The sequence below is a fragment of the Stieleria varia genome (assembly GCF_038443385.1).
GTDB lineage: Bacteria > Planctomycetota > Planctomycetia > Pirellulales > Pirellulaceae > Stieleria > Stieleria varia.
Genome location: NZ_CP151726.1, coordinates 1,528,726 through 1,547,934 on the forward strand (window position 1 = coordinate 1,528,726; position 19,209 = coordinate 1,547,934).

The following is a 19,209-nucleotide window of genomic DNA, read 5'->3' on the forward strand; positions in this document are numbered from 1 at the left end:
ACTCGCCCCATTGTATCAAGGCTGCACAAGCCTTCACCACTCGAATAGACGAATAATCTGGTCGAGAAAAGCATCCGATATCTCGTTTTTTACACTCTACAGAAAGGAACGTCGCCCTTGTTGGTTGATCCACAATCCGATCGCGTCAATCGTCGCTGGGCTTTGGGGATTTGTGCTCTTTGCGCAGCCTTGATCGCTTGCCTCGCGTTGATTCGGCCGATCTTTCTGATTGGCTTGCCGATCGTGCTGGGCATGTATTTCCTGCTGCGACGACGCTCGACACGACGACTACGAGTGATTCGGGGTGCATTTCCCGAGGCCTGGGAAGCGACGTTGCTGAGCGATGTGGCTTTCTTTCGTGCGTTGGACGAACCCCAACGCGAACGGTTCCGAAATCTTGTCAAAGTCTTTTTGGACGAAGTTCGGATCACCGGAATCCGCACCACCGTCGACGACCGTACCCGAGTCCTGGTCGCTGCCAGCGCGGTGATCCCGATTCTGGGATTCGACGACTGGGAGTACAATGGTCTCGGCGAAGTCCTGATTTATCCGGACGGTTTTGATGAGCAGTACCAGAATGCTTCGGGCGATCGGCACATCTTGGGCATGGTGGGGACAGGTCACCTCAGCGGCGTCATGATCTTGTCACAACCGGACCTGATCTCCGGTTTTGCTAATCCAGAGGACAAACGCAATGTCGGCATCCACGAGTTTGCTCATCTGGTCGACAAAGCCGACGGCAGCGTGGACGGATTGCCGATCGGCATCGATCAACCCACCGCTGCACCTTGGGTTCAATGGGTCGGTGAAGAACTCAAGAGCACAAGTCGGGGGCGTCACCACATCGATGACTACGCCTACACCAACGAAGCAGAGTACTTTGCGGTCCTGACGGAGTACTTTTTCGAAGCGCCCGAGGTATTGGCGAAGAAGAATCCTCAGCTCTATCAGATGATGCAATCGATGTACCGCCAAAACACCAAGTCGCTGTTGAGCGGAATCATTCACCGTCCACGACGGGTCGGTCGAAATTCGCCTTGCCCCTGTGGCAGCGGAGACAAGTTCAAACATTGCTGCTTGCGGAAGTCAAGGCAAGGTGCGTGAGTGCCGGACGCTCTCTATCGCGTGACGGCTGATATGCGTAAACCGTTTTCTTGCCATTCCGCGCAAGCCAAACTCACACGGTCATCCAGCGCGCACGGTCCCCCTCCCTCGCATTCGCCTGGACGGCTCTGCTCGACCTCCCCCAAGTTTTTTGGGGGAGGTGACAGGTGCGACAAGAAAAGTGGATCGAATGACAGGGTCAACTCCAACCTACTGACAGTCCAGGACTATCGTGAATGACACCTTTTTTTCCGATTCGTATTCAACCGCGCGAAAGCGATTTCGTGAAGCTGCGTCGGACGCCGGCGCGGCGTTGCATTGCTACCCGATGGAAGCGTCTTCTGGCGAAGAATGGTCGATGGACGTCGCCGTCCTGGGTGACTCGCATTTGCCGACGGTTGTGACGTCGTCAGGCGTCCATGGCGTAGAAGGATTCGTTGGCTCCGCTGTCCAACTCGCTTTGCTCGGTCAATTGAAGTCTAGCGCGGGCAGGGCAAAGGTCCGTCATGTTTTTATCCATGCGGTGAATCCATTTGGGTTCGCAAAGCTCCGTCGTTTCAACGAAGACAACGTCGATTTGAATCGAAATTTTCTGAACAACGCGTCGGACTACCAAGGAGCACCCGATGGATATGTCCGCCTGAATGAATTTCTCAATCCCGAGTCACCTCCGTCTCGCATGGAACCGTTTCATCTACGTGCCGCTGGCAAGATTTGGCGACATGGGATGCAGACGCTCAAGGAAGCGATTGCCGGCGGACAGTACGAGTACCCACGCGGTATCTTTTTTGGTGGCAGCGAACCGAGCTGGTCCATGCGTACCATTTCGCAACATTGCGAACAATGGATCAGTGACTCGCAAAGGATCATTCATCTCGATTTCCACACCGGGTTGGGAAAGCACGGAGAGTACAAGCTGCTCGTTGGCCCGGAAGCGTCGGCTGACCACGATGGTTGGTATGAATCCACGTTCGGGGCCACCGCCGTGGAGTTGTCCGACCGCACCAATCCAACGGCCTACGTCGCATCCGGGACCTTGGAGCAATGGATGCAGAGTCGTTTCAGGCATCGTGAGTATCGATCCACGACCGTCGAGTTTGGAACGCACAATGTGATCCGGGTTCTTGCTGCTTTGCGAGCTGAGAACCGTGCCCATCATCACGGGATCGTCGACAGCCCGAGCTACCACAGAGCCAAACAAGAACTGTTGGAATGCTTTTGCCCTCGCGCCCCCTCGTGGCGTGAATGTGTCGTCAAATCGTCACTCGCCATCATCGACCAAGCAACACTGGGTATACTGCGTCCCACTGGATAGATTCCCCTCATCAATCAATCAATTGAACATGAAACCTCAATCTCGCTTCGCAATCGCGACCGGCTGTGCATTCCTTTTGGTGGCCCTTTTGGGCAACATGTCCGCCGGAGCACAGGATGCCACTCCCAAGCGAGCCGCCAAGCCGACAAAGAAACCGGATGTCTACGACGCGTCAGTTCCCAAACCCACTTTCTCTGACGTCCAATACGCAGAGCACGACCGCAACGTCATCGACTTTTGGAAAGCAGAGTCGGATCAGCCAACCCCATTGGTATTCATCATTCATGGCGGCGGATGGACGGGTGGTTCCAAGGAGCGTGCACAGCGTTTTGCTGATGTTGCAAAACTGTTGGAAGCTGGCATTTCGGTCACGTCGCTGAACTATCGATACGTCAGTCAAGCCGATGGTTTGGAACCTCCGGTGCAAGCGCCACTGCACGATGCGGCACGAGCCTTGCAGTTCGTCCGTTCCAAAGCGGCCGAGTGGAACATCGACAAAGAACGCATCGGAGCCGCTGGCGGATCGGCGGGCGCATGTTCCAGCCTATGGCTCGCGTATCACGATGACTTGGCCGCGCCCGAAAGCGACGATGTCCTCACGCGTGAATCCACTCGCCTCTGGTGTGCCGCGGTCACCGGTGCACAAACCAGTTTGGACCCCAAGCAAATGAAGGATTGGACACCCAACAGTCGCTACGGTGGCCACGCATTTGGACTGAAAAACTTCGCTGATTTCCTGGCCAAGCGAGACTCCATTGAGCCATGGATCGCCGAGTATTCACCCTACGCATTGGTCAGCAAGGACGACCCACCGGTATACTTGATCTACTCAGCCCCGCCCGCGTTGGGGCAAAATCAAAAAGACCCCACGCACACCAGCAACTTCGGCGTCAAGCTGCAGGAGCATTGCGAGGAGATCGGAGTGGAGTGCCAACTGGTCTATCCCGGGGCGAAGAACGTGCAGTACCAGACGCCAACGGAGTACTTGATCGCTACGCTGAAAGAGTCCCGGTAAGCGAGGTGAGTTCGCGAAATGCAGTGCAACGTCTGCACTGAACTGGACGCTTACGCGTTGCGGCGCATTGCGTTTGGTAGCGTCATACGTTCTCGGTTCGTTGAGCCGACGGGGATAGCCCGGGCTGTTCAAAATTTGGAGTTGACATTGTTTTTTCAGTCCATGTTTTTGTTCCATGCATCGCAATCAAAGTGAGCCTCAGGCGCTAGCCGTGGGCCGGCACCACAATCCGCCTCAGGCCCACGGCTAGCGCCTGAGGCTCACTGGGGCCACCAGCTGCGCCGGCAGTAGGGACATAAACTTGCGCAAACCCAAAAAGACACAACACCAAACGTTGATCAGCCCAGCGCTAGCCCGGATTGTCCATCAGCCGACGTGGCGGAGGGCTTCGATGGGGTTCATGGCAGCGGCACGGATCGCGGGGTAGATGCCGAAGATGACCCCGACGGTCACGCTGATCCCAAATGCGACCGGGATCGACCATGGCAAGATGACCGGTTCCATCGATTGGACGGTGTCGGGCAGCGATTTCATCATCTCGGGGAACGACTGCGTGACGACCCAGCGGATGCCCTGCAGCATCTTGTTGCAAGTCAATCCACCCAGAATTCCGGTGATACCGCCGCCTACGGAGAGCAAGACCGTTTCGATCAAGAACTGACGCGTCACGTCGCGTTTTCGGGCACCAAGCGCTCGGCGAATTCCGATCTCACGAGTTCGTTCGGTCACCGTCGCCAGCATGATGTTCATGATGCCGATACCGCCGACCAGCAGCGAGATGCTGGCCAGCAACGCCATCATCGCCATGAACATCAGTCTTGTGTTGCGGGCTTGCTGTAGCAGTTCCAGTGGAACGCCGATCATGTAGTCTTCGAACATATGCGTTCGATCCAGTGCCTGCTTGATCGCTTGCCCCGTCGTGATCGCTTCGTCCTGGTCCTTGAGCCTGAGCACGATTTGGGAAACCGCCCGACCGCCGTTGTTACCCGTTGAATAGGTTTCGCCGAATCGGGTCCAATACGTTTCCAATGGGATGTAGACATTGTCTGAAAAATCCTGGCCACTGGTCGTGCCTTTGACTTGTTCCAGCTCCGCACGTGTGGCGACGACACCGACGACTTTGAAAAAGTCATCGATGACATGGATCGACTTGCCGATCGGGTCCACGTGTCGAAACAACTCTCTCGCTACCGTTTGATCCAGCACACAAACGTTGGCACGTTTCGCTCCGTCGCTGGGCAATAGAAAACGGCCATCGACCATCTTCAGCGAATACAAGTCTTTGTATTCAGGCGTGCACGCGTTGATCTCGCCTTCCACCTTGCGATCCAGGTAGCGAAACTCTCGTCCGGTTCGACGATACAGCGGAATCACCATGGAAACCGACGGAATGGTTTCTCTGAGGTGATAACAGTCTTCTTCGGTAAGACCGTAGTAGTAAACCTTGCGGCCTTGAAGCTGATCGCCCGAGGGCCGTGAAGTGGTCAGGATGATGTTGTTGGCGCCGAGTTCTTCGATCTGCTGGTTCGCTTTGGCCGCGATGCCTTCGCTGATCGCCAGCAACCAGATCACGCTGGCCACACCGATGAAGATACCCAGCACGGTCAACATCGATCGCAGTGGATGCATCAACAGTGTCTTCATGCCCACGCGTATGTCGCGCAAACGCAAACGCAGGGTGGATGGGCGGCCCCGTCGCGGCGTCGTCAAGACTTTGTGGACGTCGGAGTCAGGCGGTTGCTCGTCGCTGGGCTGACTCGGCGGCAGCAGACGGAGATCCGATTCGATCACGCCGTCACGTAGTCGCACGATCCGTCGCGCCCGCTGGGCGACTTCTTCCTCGTGGGTAACCATGACGATCGTGCAACCGTCGCGGTTGAGCCGATCAAAGAGTTCCAAGATCTCTTCGGTCGTGGTCGTATCCAGATTCCCTGTGGCTTCGTCGGCCAAGATGAACTCGGGGCTATTGACCAAGCTGCGTGCAATGCCTGCGCGTTGTTGCTGGCCTCCAGAAAGTTCCGTCGGCCGGTGATCGCTGCGTTGACCCAGACCGACCAGATTCACCAGCTGCAATGTGCGGGCGCGGTCGTCACGCGACATGCCGCCGTTGTAGGCAAGCGGGACCTCGATGTTTTCCACCACATCCAATTGTGGCAGCAGATTGTACGCTTGAAAGACGAATCCGATCCGCTTTGCACGAATCGCGGACAGCTGATCGTCGCTCAGCTTGGCGACGTCTTCGTCACCAATGAAATAGTGACCACCGGTCGGTGAATCGAGGCCACCGAGCAAATTCAACAGGGTGCTTTTGCCGCTGCCTGAGGGGCCCATGATAGCGACGTAATCACCACGCGGCACATCCAGATCGATTCCCTTGAGCACCTGCAAGGATTCCGAGCCGATCTTGTAGGCTTTTTCCAGTCCGCGGATCCGCAAAGCGGGCGTAGACGAAACTGCGGTCGGAGCCAAGCAAGCCACATCATTGGACGTGTTGTCGTGAATGGATTCTTCGGCAGGCGGAAGCGTAGCGGACATCAGTCCCGATGCGGTGAAAGTGGACGGTGTAATGCCGGGCAAATGAGACCGGGCAAATGAGACCGGGCAATGGTTGTTGGCCATGGTTATAGGCCATGCGTAAGGCCCGGCCGCTGACGCGTTGCGGGGCACTCCATCAACATGGTGCTAAGCCTGTACGGGCAGGTCCAACGCTTCCTGAATCTCTGGTTCGGATAGATTCATGATGACTTCGTCACGGTCGCTCAATCCGCTTAAGATGATCACGTCGGTCTCGTTGGCATCGCCGATCTCGATCTCTCGGGTTGCGACTGAACCATCAGGTGACGCGACTCCGCAAAAGAATCGCCCGTTGCGTTCGATCACCGACTCGATCGGCAGTTGCAACGCCTCGTCGATCTTCTGCACCAAAATCTTCACCTCGGAGGTCATCCCGGGGCGCAAGTCCCGCGGGGGCGAATCGATCTCGATTGCCACTTCGTACTCTTTGACGTGATCCATGTACACGCTGACGGCGGGCAACGGATACTCGCTGACTTCGGTGACCTTGCCCACGAGCACTTCCTCGGGCATCGCATCGAGCAGCAACTCCGCTCGCAAGCCTGGCCGGACATGTGAAATTCGCGACTCGTGAACCTTGGCGATCACACGCATTTTGCTCGGATCGGGCAAGTTGATGATGACCTGGCGTTCACGCACCGGAACGCCTTCTTCGATCAACACGGTCGTTGAGGAACGCGTGGCTCGATTGGCGTAAACGACTTGTCCGGCAGTGGGAGCAACGATCTGGCAGTGAGCAATCTGTGTCTCGATCTCGGCTAGCTGCAGCTTATCGAGCTTCCAAGTCTTTTCTCTCGCGTCCAATCGAGCCTCGGCGGTCTTGATGTTCGCATTGAGCTGGGTCAGCATCTTTTGGCGACTGTAGGTCTGCATCACCTCAAGCTTGGTCTCGGCAACGGTCAACTCTTTGCGTGCTTTCTCGACAGCAAACGTGTCGGCTTCCAATTGCGCTTCGGGGATGTAGCCTCGCTGGGCCAAACGCTTGCTGTAGATCAAGTACTCTTCCGCGCGACGCAGGTTCTCGCGGGCGACGAAGATGTCACTCTCCTGCTGGACGACTTGTTCCTTGTACGTTCCGTCGGCGTACTCCTCCAGGGCCAAGCGAGCCGCGTCACGATTCGCTTCGGCTTCGATGACTGCCGATTCGCTGTTGCTGCAGACGATCTGTTGCTGGATCAATTGCGTTTGCAATGCGGAATCGTCCAAGCGGACCAAGAAATCACCTTTCTCGACCCAAGTTCCTTCGGGCACAATCTGGAGAATGTTGATGCCCGCCGAACCACGCGAGCTGACTTCGCAACGCACCTCGACGTTGCTGGAACTCTCGATCTCTCCACGTTCCAGCACAACATGGTGAAACGCATCGAGAACCGGACGCGTTGTCAGAAAGTCGAGCGTTGTTTTTTCGGCAAAGAAGCTCGAGAGCAGTCCGGTGACAGTCCCGAACGCCAACTGTGCACCGACCGCCATGAACGCGATCACACTGCAACACAGCACCAACGTAGACGATACCGAACCCGCACGATCGATACGGCGAGTTCGAGTCTGAGGGAAGGATTGAGTCGTCATCACGTCATCCAAACCGGCCGGAAAGCCGTTTGCGATTGAGTTAGGCGGGTGAGCTTGTGATCGCTCTATTTATGGCGGGACGACCTCTGGGACTGACCCGCGATCACAGCGATGGCTGAATCGTGGATGCACCTGGAGAGGTCGATTTTTTTCGGAGCCAACGGGGGTTGTGGCAAAGGGGGGAAACAGATGTTTCCAGGTAGGCGACGTCATTCTATTCGACCGGCCGGCCCGTGTCATCTCCGAACAATACCGAATCACGAGGCAAAATCCGACGAGTTCAGTCCGAGTCACGCAGATTCTGAGGGTCTCGCAAGAGTTGCGAGAAGTCCGGTTCCTGCGGCAATTGGCCGCTCTGGGCGTCGATCAACGAACGCAGATCACCCATGAGCCCCGACTGGGGCCGGTCCAACGCCAGATCTTCGTCGTCGGTGCCTCCACCGTCCCCGTCCCCATCGTCTGCTTCCGGGAGACCCGGAACCAAGTTTTCCAGCATCAAGTCGGTGCCCGACTCGGTACCCGACTCGGTGCCCGACTGCGACGATTCGCCCGATGGGTCGATCCACATTCCGACCGGATCGAGCTGCATGGTTCCCATTTCGAAATCCAGCACCATTCGCAGCACTTTGTTTGCCACCCAAACATTGAGAAAATCGTTTTGCGCGTCCAGCAAATCCGTCAAAGCGGAGACCAAGTCACGGGCCGCGGTGGGTGAAGTCCCGCCGACTCTGGCATCCTTGGGAGGCGGATTGAGTTTCAAACGTGCGATGTCGACTTGCGCAATCGCGACTTGGACCGCCGTCCGTCGGACTTCCAAGTTGATCTCGCTCAGGGCGATGACACGGAGCGTATTGCGGATGCTTTGCGCCACCCGATCGGAGAAAAGAATGTAGTCGCGTCGGGCTCTCTGGTAGTTCAACAACGCCACGCGATAGTCGTTTCGTTCAGCAAGCCTGGCGGTTGGTGTGTCGAACTGGATTCCGAATCGCAAACGACTGCGATCCGAGTCGAATTTTAGTACGTTGTCCGGCTTGGTACCCAATTGACCATCGATCACGACGTCCAAGTCGCTTTCCAATTGATCGGCGGTGAACTCAATCTTGCGGTACACGTCGACGAGATTGGCGCGTGCATTCATCCAATCCAGTCGATGGACTCTCGCGATCTCGATCGCTTCGTCGGACTCGATTTCAGTGTCGTCGATCGAGATGTCCTGCAATCGCACTTCGGCGCGTACGAGTGACAGTTCTAGCAGTAAGTCTGAAAGATTTGTCGCCAAACCACTCAGCGATTTCCAGCGTGCTCGCAGCGGAGTGTCAGGGGCGTTGCTTGCGTCGATCTGATCGCCGTCCACTGCATCACTCTCATTACGTTCGCCGTCAGCACCTTCGGCTTCGATGATGGGCTCGGGCAATTCGTTTTCGGTGACTTGGGCAGGCGATGGAACGTACTCGCTCTCGATCTCTTGCAACACGCTGGCAAGTGCGTTGCTGACGTCGGGCAACCGTGTCTTCAACAGCTTGTTGTTTTCGGCGAGACGTTGCTTGTCGTAGACGCGACGATCGACATCGGCACCTATCTTTTCGACTTTCTCGCGGACACGTTCCAATTGTTGAGCGCGACGCATCAAGGATCGATCCAGGATACTCATGTCATCTTGAGCGATCTCGATTTGCTCACGAATCGGGTCGGCAAATTCACGCAGCTTGGCTTGGGCTTGATCGAGCAATTCGGTTTGGGGGTTTTCCCGTTGCATGCGAATCAACGACAGGACATTTTCCAGCTCGTTTTGGATTTCTGTCAGGTCGGGGTCGATCAAGACGAATTCGTCGAGAAGCGTGTCTTGAACGACGAGTTCCAATTGCGGCGGCAACCCCAGAGCAACTTTGTATGCGTCCAATCGGGTCTGATAGGCTGCGTTGGCGGTCAGCAGACTGCTCTGCGCGTTGAGCAAGGCTTGGCGCGCCTGGTCGACTTGCAATCGACTGTTGATCCGGTTGGCGTCAAAGGCGGCCTCTAGTTGAGCAAGGCTGTCGCGAAGCGCCGCGATGTTGGCAACGCGGTTACGAATCTCCTGCTGGTCTTGTAACAACCCCAGGTATCCGCCAGCGGACGGTGCCCCGCTAAGACCGCTGGGCGCACCGGCAATCAACCCCAGGCCTGCTTGACCCACGTTATTGCCCGTCGAAGGGCCTGGCCCAGAATCGCGACCACTGACGGTTTCGACAAAGAATCCTTGGCGAAACTGTTCCATTTGTCGAACGTTGGCCAGCAGATTTCTTTCTTCTTGGGTCAATTGTTCCAACACGCGTGCGCGACCACCGTTTCGCAGCAGCGGCTGGATGATGCTGAAGTCGATCGACGAAGTGAACAGATCGGAATCCGTTCCCCAAAAATCCCAGATCAGCGAGTTAGCAAAACCGACCACGATCTCACCGCCGGTCGCGGTCAAACGCTGAGCGCCGGCGAAGGAGTTCACGGCCAACGGGCTCGTCGCGCCGACGTCTCTGCCTCGGAATACTTGCTGCAGTCCCGTTCCGGCAAAGAATTGATGGTCGAATCGAAAACGCTGAAAGGAAACGTCCAATGCGGAGAGGTACAGGTTCTCCAGATTGGTTTGATACTCGCGCGAATTCAGTCTTGCCACACGCACCGCGTCGCGCATGGTCAACTCCACGACGCCCTGTTCGTTGATCGGCAAGGCCTGTATCCAATCGGGATTCTCGACGTGACCGACGCGGCCATACTTGTCCCACCCGTCGTACCCGGACTTGCCGTCGACGCAGTGCATCAAGGCGTGTGATTTTGGGTCGTCGGGAGGAATCGGCGGACAATCAATGCTGTTGGGATCGGCCAGTCGCGACAGAGGGTTCGCGCGGACGGAGCCGTTGTCAAAGTAGCCCCCCTTTTCGGCAACCAGATAGGCTGCTTCCTGGTCAGCTTGCATACGATGCCATCGACGGGAACACGCCGGCAGCAGAGTGAGACAACACAGCACAGCGACGCACCAGAATCGCATTTCGTTCTGTGGGAAATGCTGTCGCCGCATGCCGTCGTTGGTCTCAGAGGTGGGTTCGAAACAATGTCCCATCAAGGTGGGCAGGTGCCACTGCGCGGACCTTCATCGCACTGGCTTGTTCAGAACTGGATCGGCACATCGGGGGAACGATCATGAGGATTGTTTCGGATGTGCGGGCGATCGGCAGCGGATGCCGACGTCATTGAGACGTTCGCTGAGGAAACGCCGCGGGTTGACCGTAGTAGGGCGGATGAAACCCGGCGCGGACCGCCAACAGAATGGCCTTTCCGTGCAAATGCTCGGGGCCATGGGTGTAGTCCCATTCGAGACGCTCCTCATATTTCAGGATTCTCAAACGGGCTTCCGGGTCCGTCGCCCACCGGGCCAGTTGATTGGGACGAAAGTAATTGATCACCGCGTCGGCTGTTTCGCTCACCGGATCATTGCTGTCGCATCCGGGCTCTTGGTCGCTGCCCGGATCCTCGGTCGTGTGGACTTCCACGTACAGCATTCCGTCGGGGCGAAGTCCATCGGCGAGTTTTTGCCACAGGGCTTTTGCGTCCTCGGCCGGAATGTGATCCAGCACCGTGGTCGCCACGATCGCCGCGTGACTGCCGGGGGGGACATCGACCTGCCGAACGTCGGCGACCTGAGTTGTGACCCGCTGGTCCACCCCCGCGTTCCGAGCACGCTGCATGATTCGATCGAGCCCCCGTTGGCTCAGATCGACTGCTTTGACGAGAAACCCTGCTTTGGCGAGCGCTATCGTGTCGCGTCCGGCGCCGGCTCCCAGATCAATCGCATGAGAAATGTTTTGCTGCTGGTCCAAGACACGCCGACCGATGACTTGTCTCAGATAGGCGGCGATCGGTGCCGAGGGAACGTCGCCATAGGCAATTTCGTCGCGATCGTAGGGCTCAAAGAATGGGTCTGCGGTATCATGCATTACGAGCGACAACTGCCTTGGAAAGTTGAAAACGGAACGTTACAGATTTTGTTTTACGACATCGAGGCCACGAAAAACCACTGCCGTAGCGTTTACCGCAAAGAATTCGACGATTTTCATTGTGATCCACGATTTCTAGAAAGTTTTCTTGAGTTCCATGCCAAGTAACGCAGCAAGGATGCGAATCAAATAAGGTGTTGTCAGACCCCAAGCCAACCGAAAACAAGCCGTGAGAAGATGACCGACTCCGCTTCCGACGATCCCGTATCAACGCCGTCATCCCACACAGGCCCTGACGGTCGCTCGCGATCCATGTTCGCGACGGCGGTGCGTTGGGGATGGTTCGGGTTTCTAGTGCTTGGTGTTTTCGGCTACATGGCATCGGGGCTGTCCACGACGGACTCACCGACCGAAGACTTCGGATTGGATCGGTCCACAGACTCATCCACTCCACTGTTGGACTCTGACGCCAGCGTTCAGTCCGTCGCCCTGGAACTGCGAACATGGCGCGATGCGATGGCCCAGCGAGTGGACCGCGTCAATACGGTTCGCAACAGAGAACTGGATCGATTGGGGCAGCAGTCGGCTGACCCGGCGGACTGGATGACAGTCTGTCGCCGTCTCTCATTGGCCTTGGTCGGCAGCGGGATGTCGCTGGAGGACATTCGAACGCTGCAGCAGTTGCCAGAGGATGTTCGAGAAGCAGCCTATGTGCAACGACTGTTGGACGACAAACGATTCCACGACTACTGGGCGGAACGCTGGACAAGATCACTCGTTGGCACGGAGAACGGGCCCTTTGTTGTTTTTCGACGCCGGCGTTTCCGCTACTGGTTGGCAGAACAGATTGCGGCGAACGAACCGTATGACAAGATCGTCAGTGACTTGATCACCGCGGAAGGCCTTTGGACCGACCAACCACAGGTCAATTTTCTGACCGTTACCTTCGACAGCAACGATGGGCAACCTGACCCGATTCGTTTGGCAGCTCGCACCTCACGCGCTTTCTTGGGCCTGCGAATTGATTGCCTGCAGTGCCACGACGACTTTCTCGGCAATGTCAGCTTGGGCGACATCCAATCACCACGTGCCGGCGCGCAAAGTGACTTTCACCAACTGGCTGCTTTCTTTAGCAGCGCCAAGAACAGCGGCTTGCAAGGTGTCCGGACGGGTGACGCGGAATATCAATATCAATACCTCAATGCGACCGAAGAGGTTGCCGTTGAGCCTGCGGTGCCCTATTCGCCCGAACTGATGCCTGCAGATGGCGACGTGCGGGAACAGTTGGCGGGCTGGGTGACGCACCCGGACAACAAACCGTTTTCACGCGCCGCGGTCAGCCGCGTCTGGGCATTGATGTTTGGCAGGGCGGCGTCCGGCGCAATCGATGACTTGCCATTGGATGCTGATTTGCCGCCGATGTTGGAGCAGCTCGCTGATGACTTCAGCAAAGACTTTGACCTTCGTCGATTGATCCGCACCATCGCCGCATCAGACGCTTTCCGCGCCGACAGCCGCGCATCATTTGTGATCACCCAAGCGCACGAGGACTCCACGGCGGCGTTTCCATTGGTACGCCTGCGGCCCGAACAAGTGGCCGGATCGATCATTCAAAGCTCTCGGATCAAGTCCGTCGATCGCGACTCATCGTTCTTCGTCCAGCTACAAAAGTTCGGCAGCACCAACGACTTCTTGGAACGCTACGGCGACATGGGCGAAGACGAGTTCAAGGGCGGCAGCATCACGATCACGCAACGTCTGACCATGATCAATGGAAACATGCTGCGTGAAAGTATCGGCTCCAATCCGATCATGAACGCTTCGGCGCACATCGACATGTTCTCTGCGGATGATGAGACCGCCGTGGACAATGTATACCTTTGTGTGTTGAATCGGCATCCGACCGGCCAGGAGCGAGAGCACTTCGCCGGACGGCTTGCCAGTGCAGACCAACGCAGTCAGGCGATCGAGGATCTGTACTGGGTCTTGCTCAATAGCACCGAACTGGCGTGGAACCACTGACGCCGTAGTCCTCTCGTCGTCAAACCACTTGGGATCTCCAACGATGACCACTTCAAACGACCGTTTCGAACAATCGCGTTTGCTCTGCAACGCATCGGCACACCTGTCGCGTCGAACGCTGCTGGGTGCAGGCGGAGGTTCCCTGATGATGTCGATACTGGCGTCTCGATTGGCTCGCGCCGACGAACGTGGCGAGACGGATCCTGCCAAACCAAAGAGCGTGATCCTGGTCTGGCTCGAAGGCGGCCCCAGTCAACTGGAGACGTTCGACCCGCATGCGGGAACCAAGATCGGTGGCGAAGTCACAGCGATTGAGACATCGGTCAAGGGGCTGCAAATTGCGGACACGCTACCCCATGTCGCCCAGTACATGCACTTGGGTTCTCTCGTTCGCAGCGTCACTGGTAAAGAAGGCGACCATGAGCGCGCAATCTACAATGTGCGAACAGGGTTTCGTCCCGATCCGACGTTGATCCATCCAGGGATCGGTGCGGCGCTGTGTCAAGCAACCAGTGACGGGCTGGATATTCCTCGCCACGTCTCAATCTTTCCCGGCCAATTCGCGTCGCGCGGTGGATTTCTGGGGGCGGCGTACGATCCCTTCAAAATCAATGATCCCGGTGGCTCGGTTCCTGATGTTCGTTCGTACTTGGAGCCCGATCGTTTTGATCGTCGGATCGAAGACATCGCCCTGGTGGAGAAACAATTCGCCGCAGGTCGGCTCAGAGACCTGGATCGATCGCGAACGCTGCATCAAACGGCCACGACGGCGGCTCTGAAAATGATGTCGAGCGATCAATTGGATGCCTTTGACGTGACCAATGAATCGGCCACCGTCCAAGAATCCTTTGGCGACACACCCTTTGGACGCGGTTGCTTGGCCGCCGCGCGGTTGATCGAAGTCGGCGTGCGTTGTGTGGAAGTCACACTGACGGGTTGGGATTCGCATGTTGCAAATCATTCGTTGCAGTCCTCCAGTTGCAAAGTGCTGGATGTGGCGTTGGCCTCGTTGCTTGCCCGCTTGCAAGAACGTGACATGCTGGATCACACGCTGGTCGTGTGCGGAGGCGAGTTTGGCAGGACACCCAAGATCAATGCGGCAGAGGGTCGTGACCATTGGCCTCACGGTTTTTCAACTTTTCTGGCCGGATGCGGCATTCGTCAAGGGCACGTCCACGGTGCCACCGCGTCGGACCCCGACTTGGAATCCGATCGTCCGCTGGACAACGTTGCCGAGCCGGTCACCGTCGGTGATCTACACGCGACCATTCTGAAATCCGTCGGTGTCCCCTTCGACGAAGAACTCGACACGCCGATCGGCCGCCCGATGAAACGCAGCGACGGCCAGCCCATCCAAGCGATCCTGGCCTAGCAGCCACTGGACGCCAACGCTGGTGCACCGGCTTCAGCCGGAATACGGCAGGGACGCACAGAACGTGTCAAGTTGATGGGTGGCACCACTCTGGGCCCATCACTCTGGGCCCATCACTCTGGGCCCACCACTCGGCCTCGACTCCTTCCGTCGAGCTTGTCTCGGCGGAGGAAACAACTGACGGCTACTTGCGCACGCCAGTAATTTCCCCACCTCCCGCGAATCGCCGAAGGCGATTCGCGGGAGGTGGGGAGGTGAATGAACTTATGTCGACGGTAGCTACCCGTTGTTGCTCCGAACCGGGGCAAGCCCGGCGGAAGCAAGGAAGGAATCTTGCGCAAACCGAGAATGCCACAATCCCAATTTTTCAACACCCCAGCCTAACGCCCCAAAATTCATGCTGCTCTCGCATCCGCGACTAGAGATCCGGCAGGTCATGCAGAGCATGACCTACGATTGCTCAAACGCACTCGGTATCCGTTGATCCGCAACATCACGGCAACCAATCCGACGATGATCAAACCAATGCCGAATCCCCACCAGAGTTCTTGGTTCTGGGCAAGATCGGATTCAAACCACGTCAGCGAGCGACCGACCAATACGATCAACAAAACGCTGCCGATGCACAGTCGGATCCATGTGGCCGCCGCGCCCGCTGCAGTCCATGCGATGATTACCCCGAGCAACGTCATCGGTAACGCACGGCTCAATGCCAGTCGCGTGGACTCCATGTTCGTGAACAACGTCACATGCCGAGCGAACAACAACACGATCGCTGCGGCCAGTGTCCACAAGGCCAAGTCGCCGATCCGCAACGAGTCGCTGGAGCGTCGGATCACGCGGACGCGATCGTCGGAGAGATGAACCATTCTGATACGCAGCAATCGTAGCGTGACGAAGCAGAGCAGCGGGACAAACAAGACGGACAGGATTTGTGATGTCTGCGGCAAAGCATGTTTGTCAAGTTTTTGGTTGAACAGGGCAACGATGCTGAGCAATATGGCGACACCAAGCAACACCAACGTGACGCGAGTTGGCCAACGCATGATAGAGAACGCGGACCAGAAAGCCGTCAGCCATGCAAGCCCGATGAGCAAACCGTTCATGCTCAAACGACTGGGAAAATCAAAGAATCTTGGTTCTGGACCCCAGTGGTAACGAAGCGCGAGCGGAATGATCACGAGTGATGCCAACAAGCAAGCCATCGCCAGTGGTTGCATCGACCGACTCTTTCTCTGAGACCAGATCGTCACCATGCTCCAGAATGTGATTGCAATCAAGATCCATGCGATGGCTTCGATCACACGCCGACGCAAACTGTCGTGATAAACCAATCGAGAGCCACCGTCGGGTCGAGTCGCTTCGATCTTGTTGGCCCGCGTACAGAAAAACATTTCGCCGCTCTGGGTTCGATAGCAGGTCAGTATCGGATCTCTTGCGAAACGAAACTGGTGTTTCGTCATCCCAGAGGGAACGTCGATGACACTCATCGTCAACTTTGGATCTTTGCCACGGGTGCTCGATGTGCTGACCAGTTGGTCGGCGCCCGCCCATTGGGGACGCACAGTCAGGTCTTGTGATTGCCAGGCGACGGCTCCTGTCATCGAATCGACCACTTCATAACCTCCGGTTTGCTGCATCCCCGATGCGTCTTTGCGATTGAAGTATCGCATCGCCCATTTTAGGTCACGAGACAGACCGCCCGTGAAAACATTTAGCGCGTTGATCGGTGTTTTCAACTCGTGCAGCGAGCCTTCGGAGACGGCGAACAGGTGTGTCTTGCGAGCAACCGGAGTGGATTCGCCGTCGCCAGAAACCGAGACGCCCGCGAGGGTTGCTTCGGATTCCAAGCTCGGAGGCGGAATGAGTTTAAAGAATCGACTGAGCGGTTCTGAGGTGCGAGCCGTCACGCTCGCTCCGTTCTCGAAGTTATGAATGACGAAGCGCTGTTGATCGCCCGATTGTTGGGGCATCAACAGAAAGCGACTGTCTGCTGTGAAAAGCATGTCGCTGTAGTAGGTCTTTTGATGGACAGAAAAAGTGATCGGTCGTTGAAAGCGGCTCCGATACGTATCGTAGATCCACAAGCTATCTGGCTTGGCTAATGCCAGATAGCGACCGTTTGGCGACAGTTCAACACCGAGAAAGGGACGCGGAAATTCGGTTGTCCGATGCGTGATCGTAAATCGAGTTTCGCACGAATCCGCATCAATCAACTTGACCTGAATTTCTTTCCGCTCGTCGGCCCGTCCCAAGCTGGCTTGGACCAGCAGCGTCCGCTCATCGGCCGATAACTCCAATCGCTCAATCCGCCGCTCCCGCAAATGGGCAAGTCGGGTCATTCCGATAGCAGTCGGAATCGCGAGCAGCAGCCAGCAGGTCAGGAACCAGCGATTGCTGACACCGGTCTTGGCGGGCACTTCTTCATTCGACATGCTGTTTTTGACCAACCCGGAAACTGTTCTTCTCGGTGTTTTCTGCGTTGACGCTCCGCCCCCCATTCACTTCGATGGTGGGGCATCCCATACTGGGTGGAGCTGCTGAGGCAGTGAATTCTAACCCATCAACCTACCGAGTTTTCGGAGATTCCAAGATGTCACGTTCTGGCGTAATCACGTTCAAAGGCAACCCGATGACTTTGGCCGGCGACGATTTGGCGGTCGGCTCACCCGCTCCCGCGTTCACGTTGCACTACGCTGACGGCGGGCTGCAAAAGCTGACCTTGGACGATCTGAAAGGCAAACCGAGCATTCTGAGCATCGTTCCCAGCTTGGACACCCCCACCTGCGCGACGCAGACCAAGAAGTTCAACGAAGAACTGGCAGCTTTGGGTGATAAGATCAACGCCGTCACCGTCAGCCGCGACTTGCCGTTCGCGCAAGCTCGATTCTGTGGCGCAGAAGACATCAAGATGCGTACGGCCAGCGACTATCAGACTCACGAGTTTGGCAACGACTACGGAATGACGATCGATGAGTTGAAGCTGTTGACCCGCGCGGTCGTGATCTTGGACAGCGAAGGCACGGTGGCCTACAAAGAGATCGTAGCCGAAGTCACCCAGGAGCCGGATTACAGCGCTGCGATGGCCGCTCTGCGAATGCTGGTTTAATTTCTTTCACGTAGTCGCGTCTCTCCGAGACGCGAAACTCTGAGCCTCGGAGAGGCTCAGCTACGTGAATTGAAAAAACTCACTACCTACCCCGAGATTGCCCTTTCTTCGAACGACCATGAACGCCTCGGAAATCGAACCGCAAATTGTCGTCGCGGCTTTGTATCGATTTGTTCGCTTGCCGCAGTACGGTTCGCTACGTCAGCCGATTCAGTCTACGATGAATCGGCTGCACGTTCGCGGCACGTTGTTGCTGGCTGCCGAAGGCATCAACGGAACGGTTGCCGGTTCACGCGAAGGCATTGACGGGTTGCTCGCTTACTTGAGAGCGATCCCCGAATTTGCGGCCACGGATGTCAAGGAATCGCACTGCAGTGAAATGCCGTTCAAGCGGTCGCGTGTACGTCTGAAAAAAGAGATCGTCACATTGGGTGTCGAAGGCATCGATCCAAATGAAACCGTCGGCACGTACGTCGATCCCGCTCAATGGAATGAGCTGATTTCGGATCCCAATGTGACATTGGTCGATACGCGTAACGACTACGAAGTCGCGATCGGCACGTTTCCCGGGGCGGTCAATCCGGAGACCGAAACGTTTCGTGAGTTTCCCGAGTTTGTCGATCGCAATCTCGATCCTGAGCGTCACCCCAAGATCGCCATGTTTTGTACCGGCGGAATCCGATGCGAAAAGTCCACCGCCTTGCTGAAGAAAAAGGGGTTCAAGGAGGTTTATCATCTACGCGGCGGCATCCTGAAGTATTTGGAGGAGATTCCGGCAGAAGAATCGAAATGGCAGGGCGAGTGTTTCGTCTTTGACCAGCGAGTCTCTGTTGGCCAAGGTTTGGCAGTCGGACCACACACCATGTGCTATGCCTGTGGCTGGCCGCTGACACCGGCCGACCGAGAGCATCCCGACTTCATTCGCGGTGTCCAGTGCGGTCGCTGTGCTGCCGAGTTGACCGAGGAGCAAAGGGCCCGATTCGCAGAACGGCAACATCAATTGGATCTGCAAGAAGCTCGATCGACTGCTCCGAAGGCGACAACGTAGGGCGGGTACTGTCGCCATGCCTCGTTTAACGCCGAGCCGAAGGCGACATCGTAGGGCGTATGGACGTTGTCGCCTACATGTCTCGTTTAACGCCGAGCCGAAGGCGACATCGTAGA

At 56.7% G+C, this 19,209-nt stretch carries 12 protein-coding genes; 7 read left to right on the forward strand and 5 right to left on the reverse strand.

Annotated elements, in window-relative coordinates; genetic code table 11:
• Positions 1 to 117 precede the first annotated feature (117 nt).
• The 3 genes from Pla52nx_RS05365 (at position 118) to Pla52nx_RS05375 (ending at position 3,434) form a co-directional block, all read left to right on the forward strand.
• Positions 118 to 1,104, forward strand: a complete 987-nt coding sequence (locus tag Pla52nx_RS05365; protein WP_146519524.1) for a M90 family metallopeptidase — start codon at positions 118 to 120, stop codon at positions 1,102 to 1,104.
• A 232-nt stretch (positions 1,105 to 1,336) separates the two neighbouring features.
• Positions 1,337 to 2,419, forward strand: a complete 1,083-nt coding sequence (locus tag Pla52nx_RS05370; RefSeq protein WP_197454475.1) for a DUF2817 domain-containing protein — start codon at positions 1,337 to 1,339, stop codon at positions 2,417 to 2,419.
• Positions 2,420 to 2,447: 28 nt separating this feature from the next.
• The gene (locus Pla52nx_RS05375) at positions 2,448 to 3,434 is read left to right on the forward strand and encodes an alpha/beta hydrolase (RefSeq protein ID WP_146519526.1); all 987 of its coding nucleotides are present in this window, start codon (positions 2,448 to 2,450) and stop codon (positions 3,432 to 3,434) included.
• A 366-nt stretch (positions 3,435 to 3,800) separates the two neighbouring features.
• On the opposite strand, the gene Pla52nx_RS05380 is transcribed toward Pla52nx_RS05375, so the two are convergent.
• The 4 genes from Pla52nx_RS05380 to Pla52nx_RS05395 all read right to left on the reverse strand — a co-directional run bounded on the left by Pla52nx_RS05380 (position 3,801) and on the right by Pla52nx_RS05395 (position 11,542).
• The gene (locus tag Pla52nx_RS05380; RefSeq protein ID WP_146519527.1) at positions 3,801 to 6,053 is read right to left on the reverse strand and encodes an ABC transporter permease; all 2,253 of its coding nucleotides are present in this window, start codon (positions 6,051 to 6,053) and stop codon (positions 3,801 to 3,803) included.
• 63 nt (positions 6,054 to 6,116) lie between these two features.
• On the reverse strand, positions 6,117 to 7,577 hold the full coding sequence (locus Pla52nx_RS05385) for an efflux RND transporter periplasmic adaptor subunit (protein ID WP_146519528.1): 1,461 nt from the start codon (positions 7,575 to 7,577) through the stop codon (positions 6,117 to 6,119).
• A 280-nt stretch (positions 7,578 to 7,857) separates the two neighbouring features.
• Complete coding sequence (locus Pla52nx_RS05390; protein ID WP_146519529.1) at positions 7,858 to 10,524, reverse strand: hypothetical protein; 2,667 nt, start codon at positions 10,522 to 10,524, stop codon at positions 7,858 to 7,860.
• A gap of 271 nt (positions 10,525 to 10,795) precedes the next feature.
• Complete coding sequence (locus tag Pla52nx_RS05395) at positions 10,796 to 11,542, reverse strand: class I SAM-dependent methyltransferase (protein ID WP_231741886.1); 747 nt, start codon at positions 11,540 to 11,542, stop codon at positions 10,796 to 10,798.
• A 237-nt stretch (positions 11,543 to 11,779) separates the two neighbouring features.
• Between Pla52nx_RS05395 and Pla52nx_RS05400 the strand changes: the two genes are divergently transcribed.
• A complete protein-coding gene (locus tag Pla52nx_RS05400) occupies positions 11,780 to 13,564 on the forward strand; it encodes a DUF1549 domain-containing protein (RefSeq protein WP_146519531.1) in 1,785 nt (594 codons plus the stop codon).
• 43 nt (positions 13,565 to 13,607) lie between these two features.
• Positions 13,608 to 14,936, forward strand: a complete 1,329-nt coding sequence (locus Pla52nx_RS05405; protein WP_146519532.1) for a DUF1501 domain-containing protein — start codon at positions 13,608 to 13,610, stop codon at positions 14,934 to 14,936.
• A gap of 434 nt (positions 14,937 to 15,370) precedes the next feature.
• On the opposite strand, the gene Pla52nx_RS05410 is transcribed toward Pla52nx_RS05405, so the two are convergent.
• On the reverse strand, positions 15,371 to 17,371 hold the full coding sequence (locus Pla52nx_RS05410) for a hypothetical protein (RefSeq protein WP_146519533.1): 2,001 nt from the start codon (positions 17,369 to 17,371) through the stop codon (positions 15,371 to 15,373).
• A 158-nt stretch (positions 17,372 to 17,529) separates the two neighbouring features.
• Here Pla52nx_RS05410 and tpx point away from each other — a divergent pair, with 158 nt between their 5' ends.
• Together tpx and Pla52nx_RS05420 are read left to right on the forward strand one after the other, a co-directional pair.
• A complete protein-coding gene (tpx, locus tag Pla52nx_RS05415; protein ID WP_146519534.1) occupies positions 17,530 to 18,045 on the forward strand; it encodes a thiol peroxidase in 516 nt (171 codons plus the stop codon).
• 118 nt (positions 18,046 to 18,163) lie between these two features.
• On the forward strand, positions 18,164 to 19,093 hold the full coding sequence (locus Pla52nx_RS05420; protein ID WP_146519535.1) for a rhodanese-related sulfurtransferase: 930 nt from the start codon (positions 18,164 to 18,166) through the stop codon (positions 19,091 to 19,093).
• Positions 19,094 to 19,209 lie beyond the last annotated feature (116 nt).

Bases quoted from the DNA above. Each gene is read 5' to 3' on its own strand.
- Pla52nx_RS05375 (WP_146519526.1), top strand. From the start codon at position 2,448: ATGAAACCTCAATCTCGCTTCGCAATCGCGACCGGCTGTGCATTCCTT.
- Pla52nx_RS05420 (WP_146519535.1), top strand. From the start codon at position 18,164: ATGAACGCCTCGGAAATCGAACCGCAAATTGTCGTCGCGGCTTTGTAT.
- Pla52nx_RS05405 (WP_146519532.1), top strand. From the start codon at position 13,608: ATGACCACTTCAAACGACCGTTTCGAACAATCGCGTTTGCTCTGCAAC.
- tpx (WP_146519534.1), top strand. From the start codon at position 17,530: ATGTCACGTTCTGGCGTAATCACGTTCAAAGGCAACCCGATGACTTTG.
- Pla52nx_RS05400 (WP_146519531.1), top strand. From the start codon at position 11,780: ATGACCGACTCCGCTTCCGACGATCCCGTATCAACGCCGTCATCCCAC.
- Pla52nx_RS05380 (WP_146519527.1), bottom strand. From the start codon at position 6,053: ATGGCCAACAACCATTGCCCGGTCTCATTTGCCCGGTCTCATTTGCCC.
- Pla52nx_RS05395 (WP_231741886.1), bottom strand. From the start codon at position 11,542: ATGCATGATACCGCAGACCCATTCTTTGAGCCCTACGATCGCGACGAA.
- Pla52nx_RS05410 (WP_146519533.1), bottom strand. From the start codon at position 17,371: ATGTCGAATGAAGAAGTGCCCGCCAAGACCGGTGTCAGCAATCGCTGG.
- Pla52nx_RS05390 (WP_146519529.1), bottom strand. From the start codon at position 10,524: ATGCAAGCTGACCAGGAAGCAGCCTATCTGGTTGCCGAAAAGGGGGGC.
- Pla52nx_RS05385 (WP_146519528.1), bottom strand. From the start codon at position 7,577: ATGACGACTCAATCCTTCCCTCAGACTCGAACTCGCCGTATCGATCGT.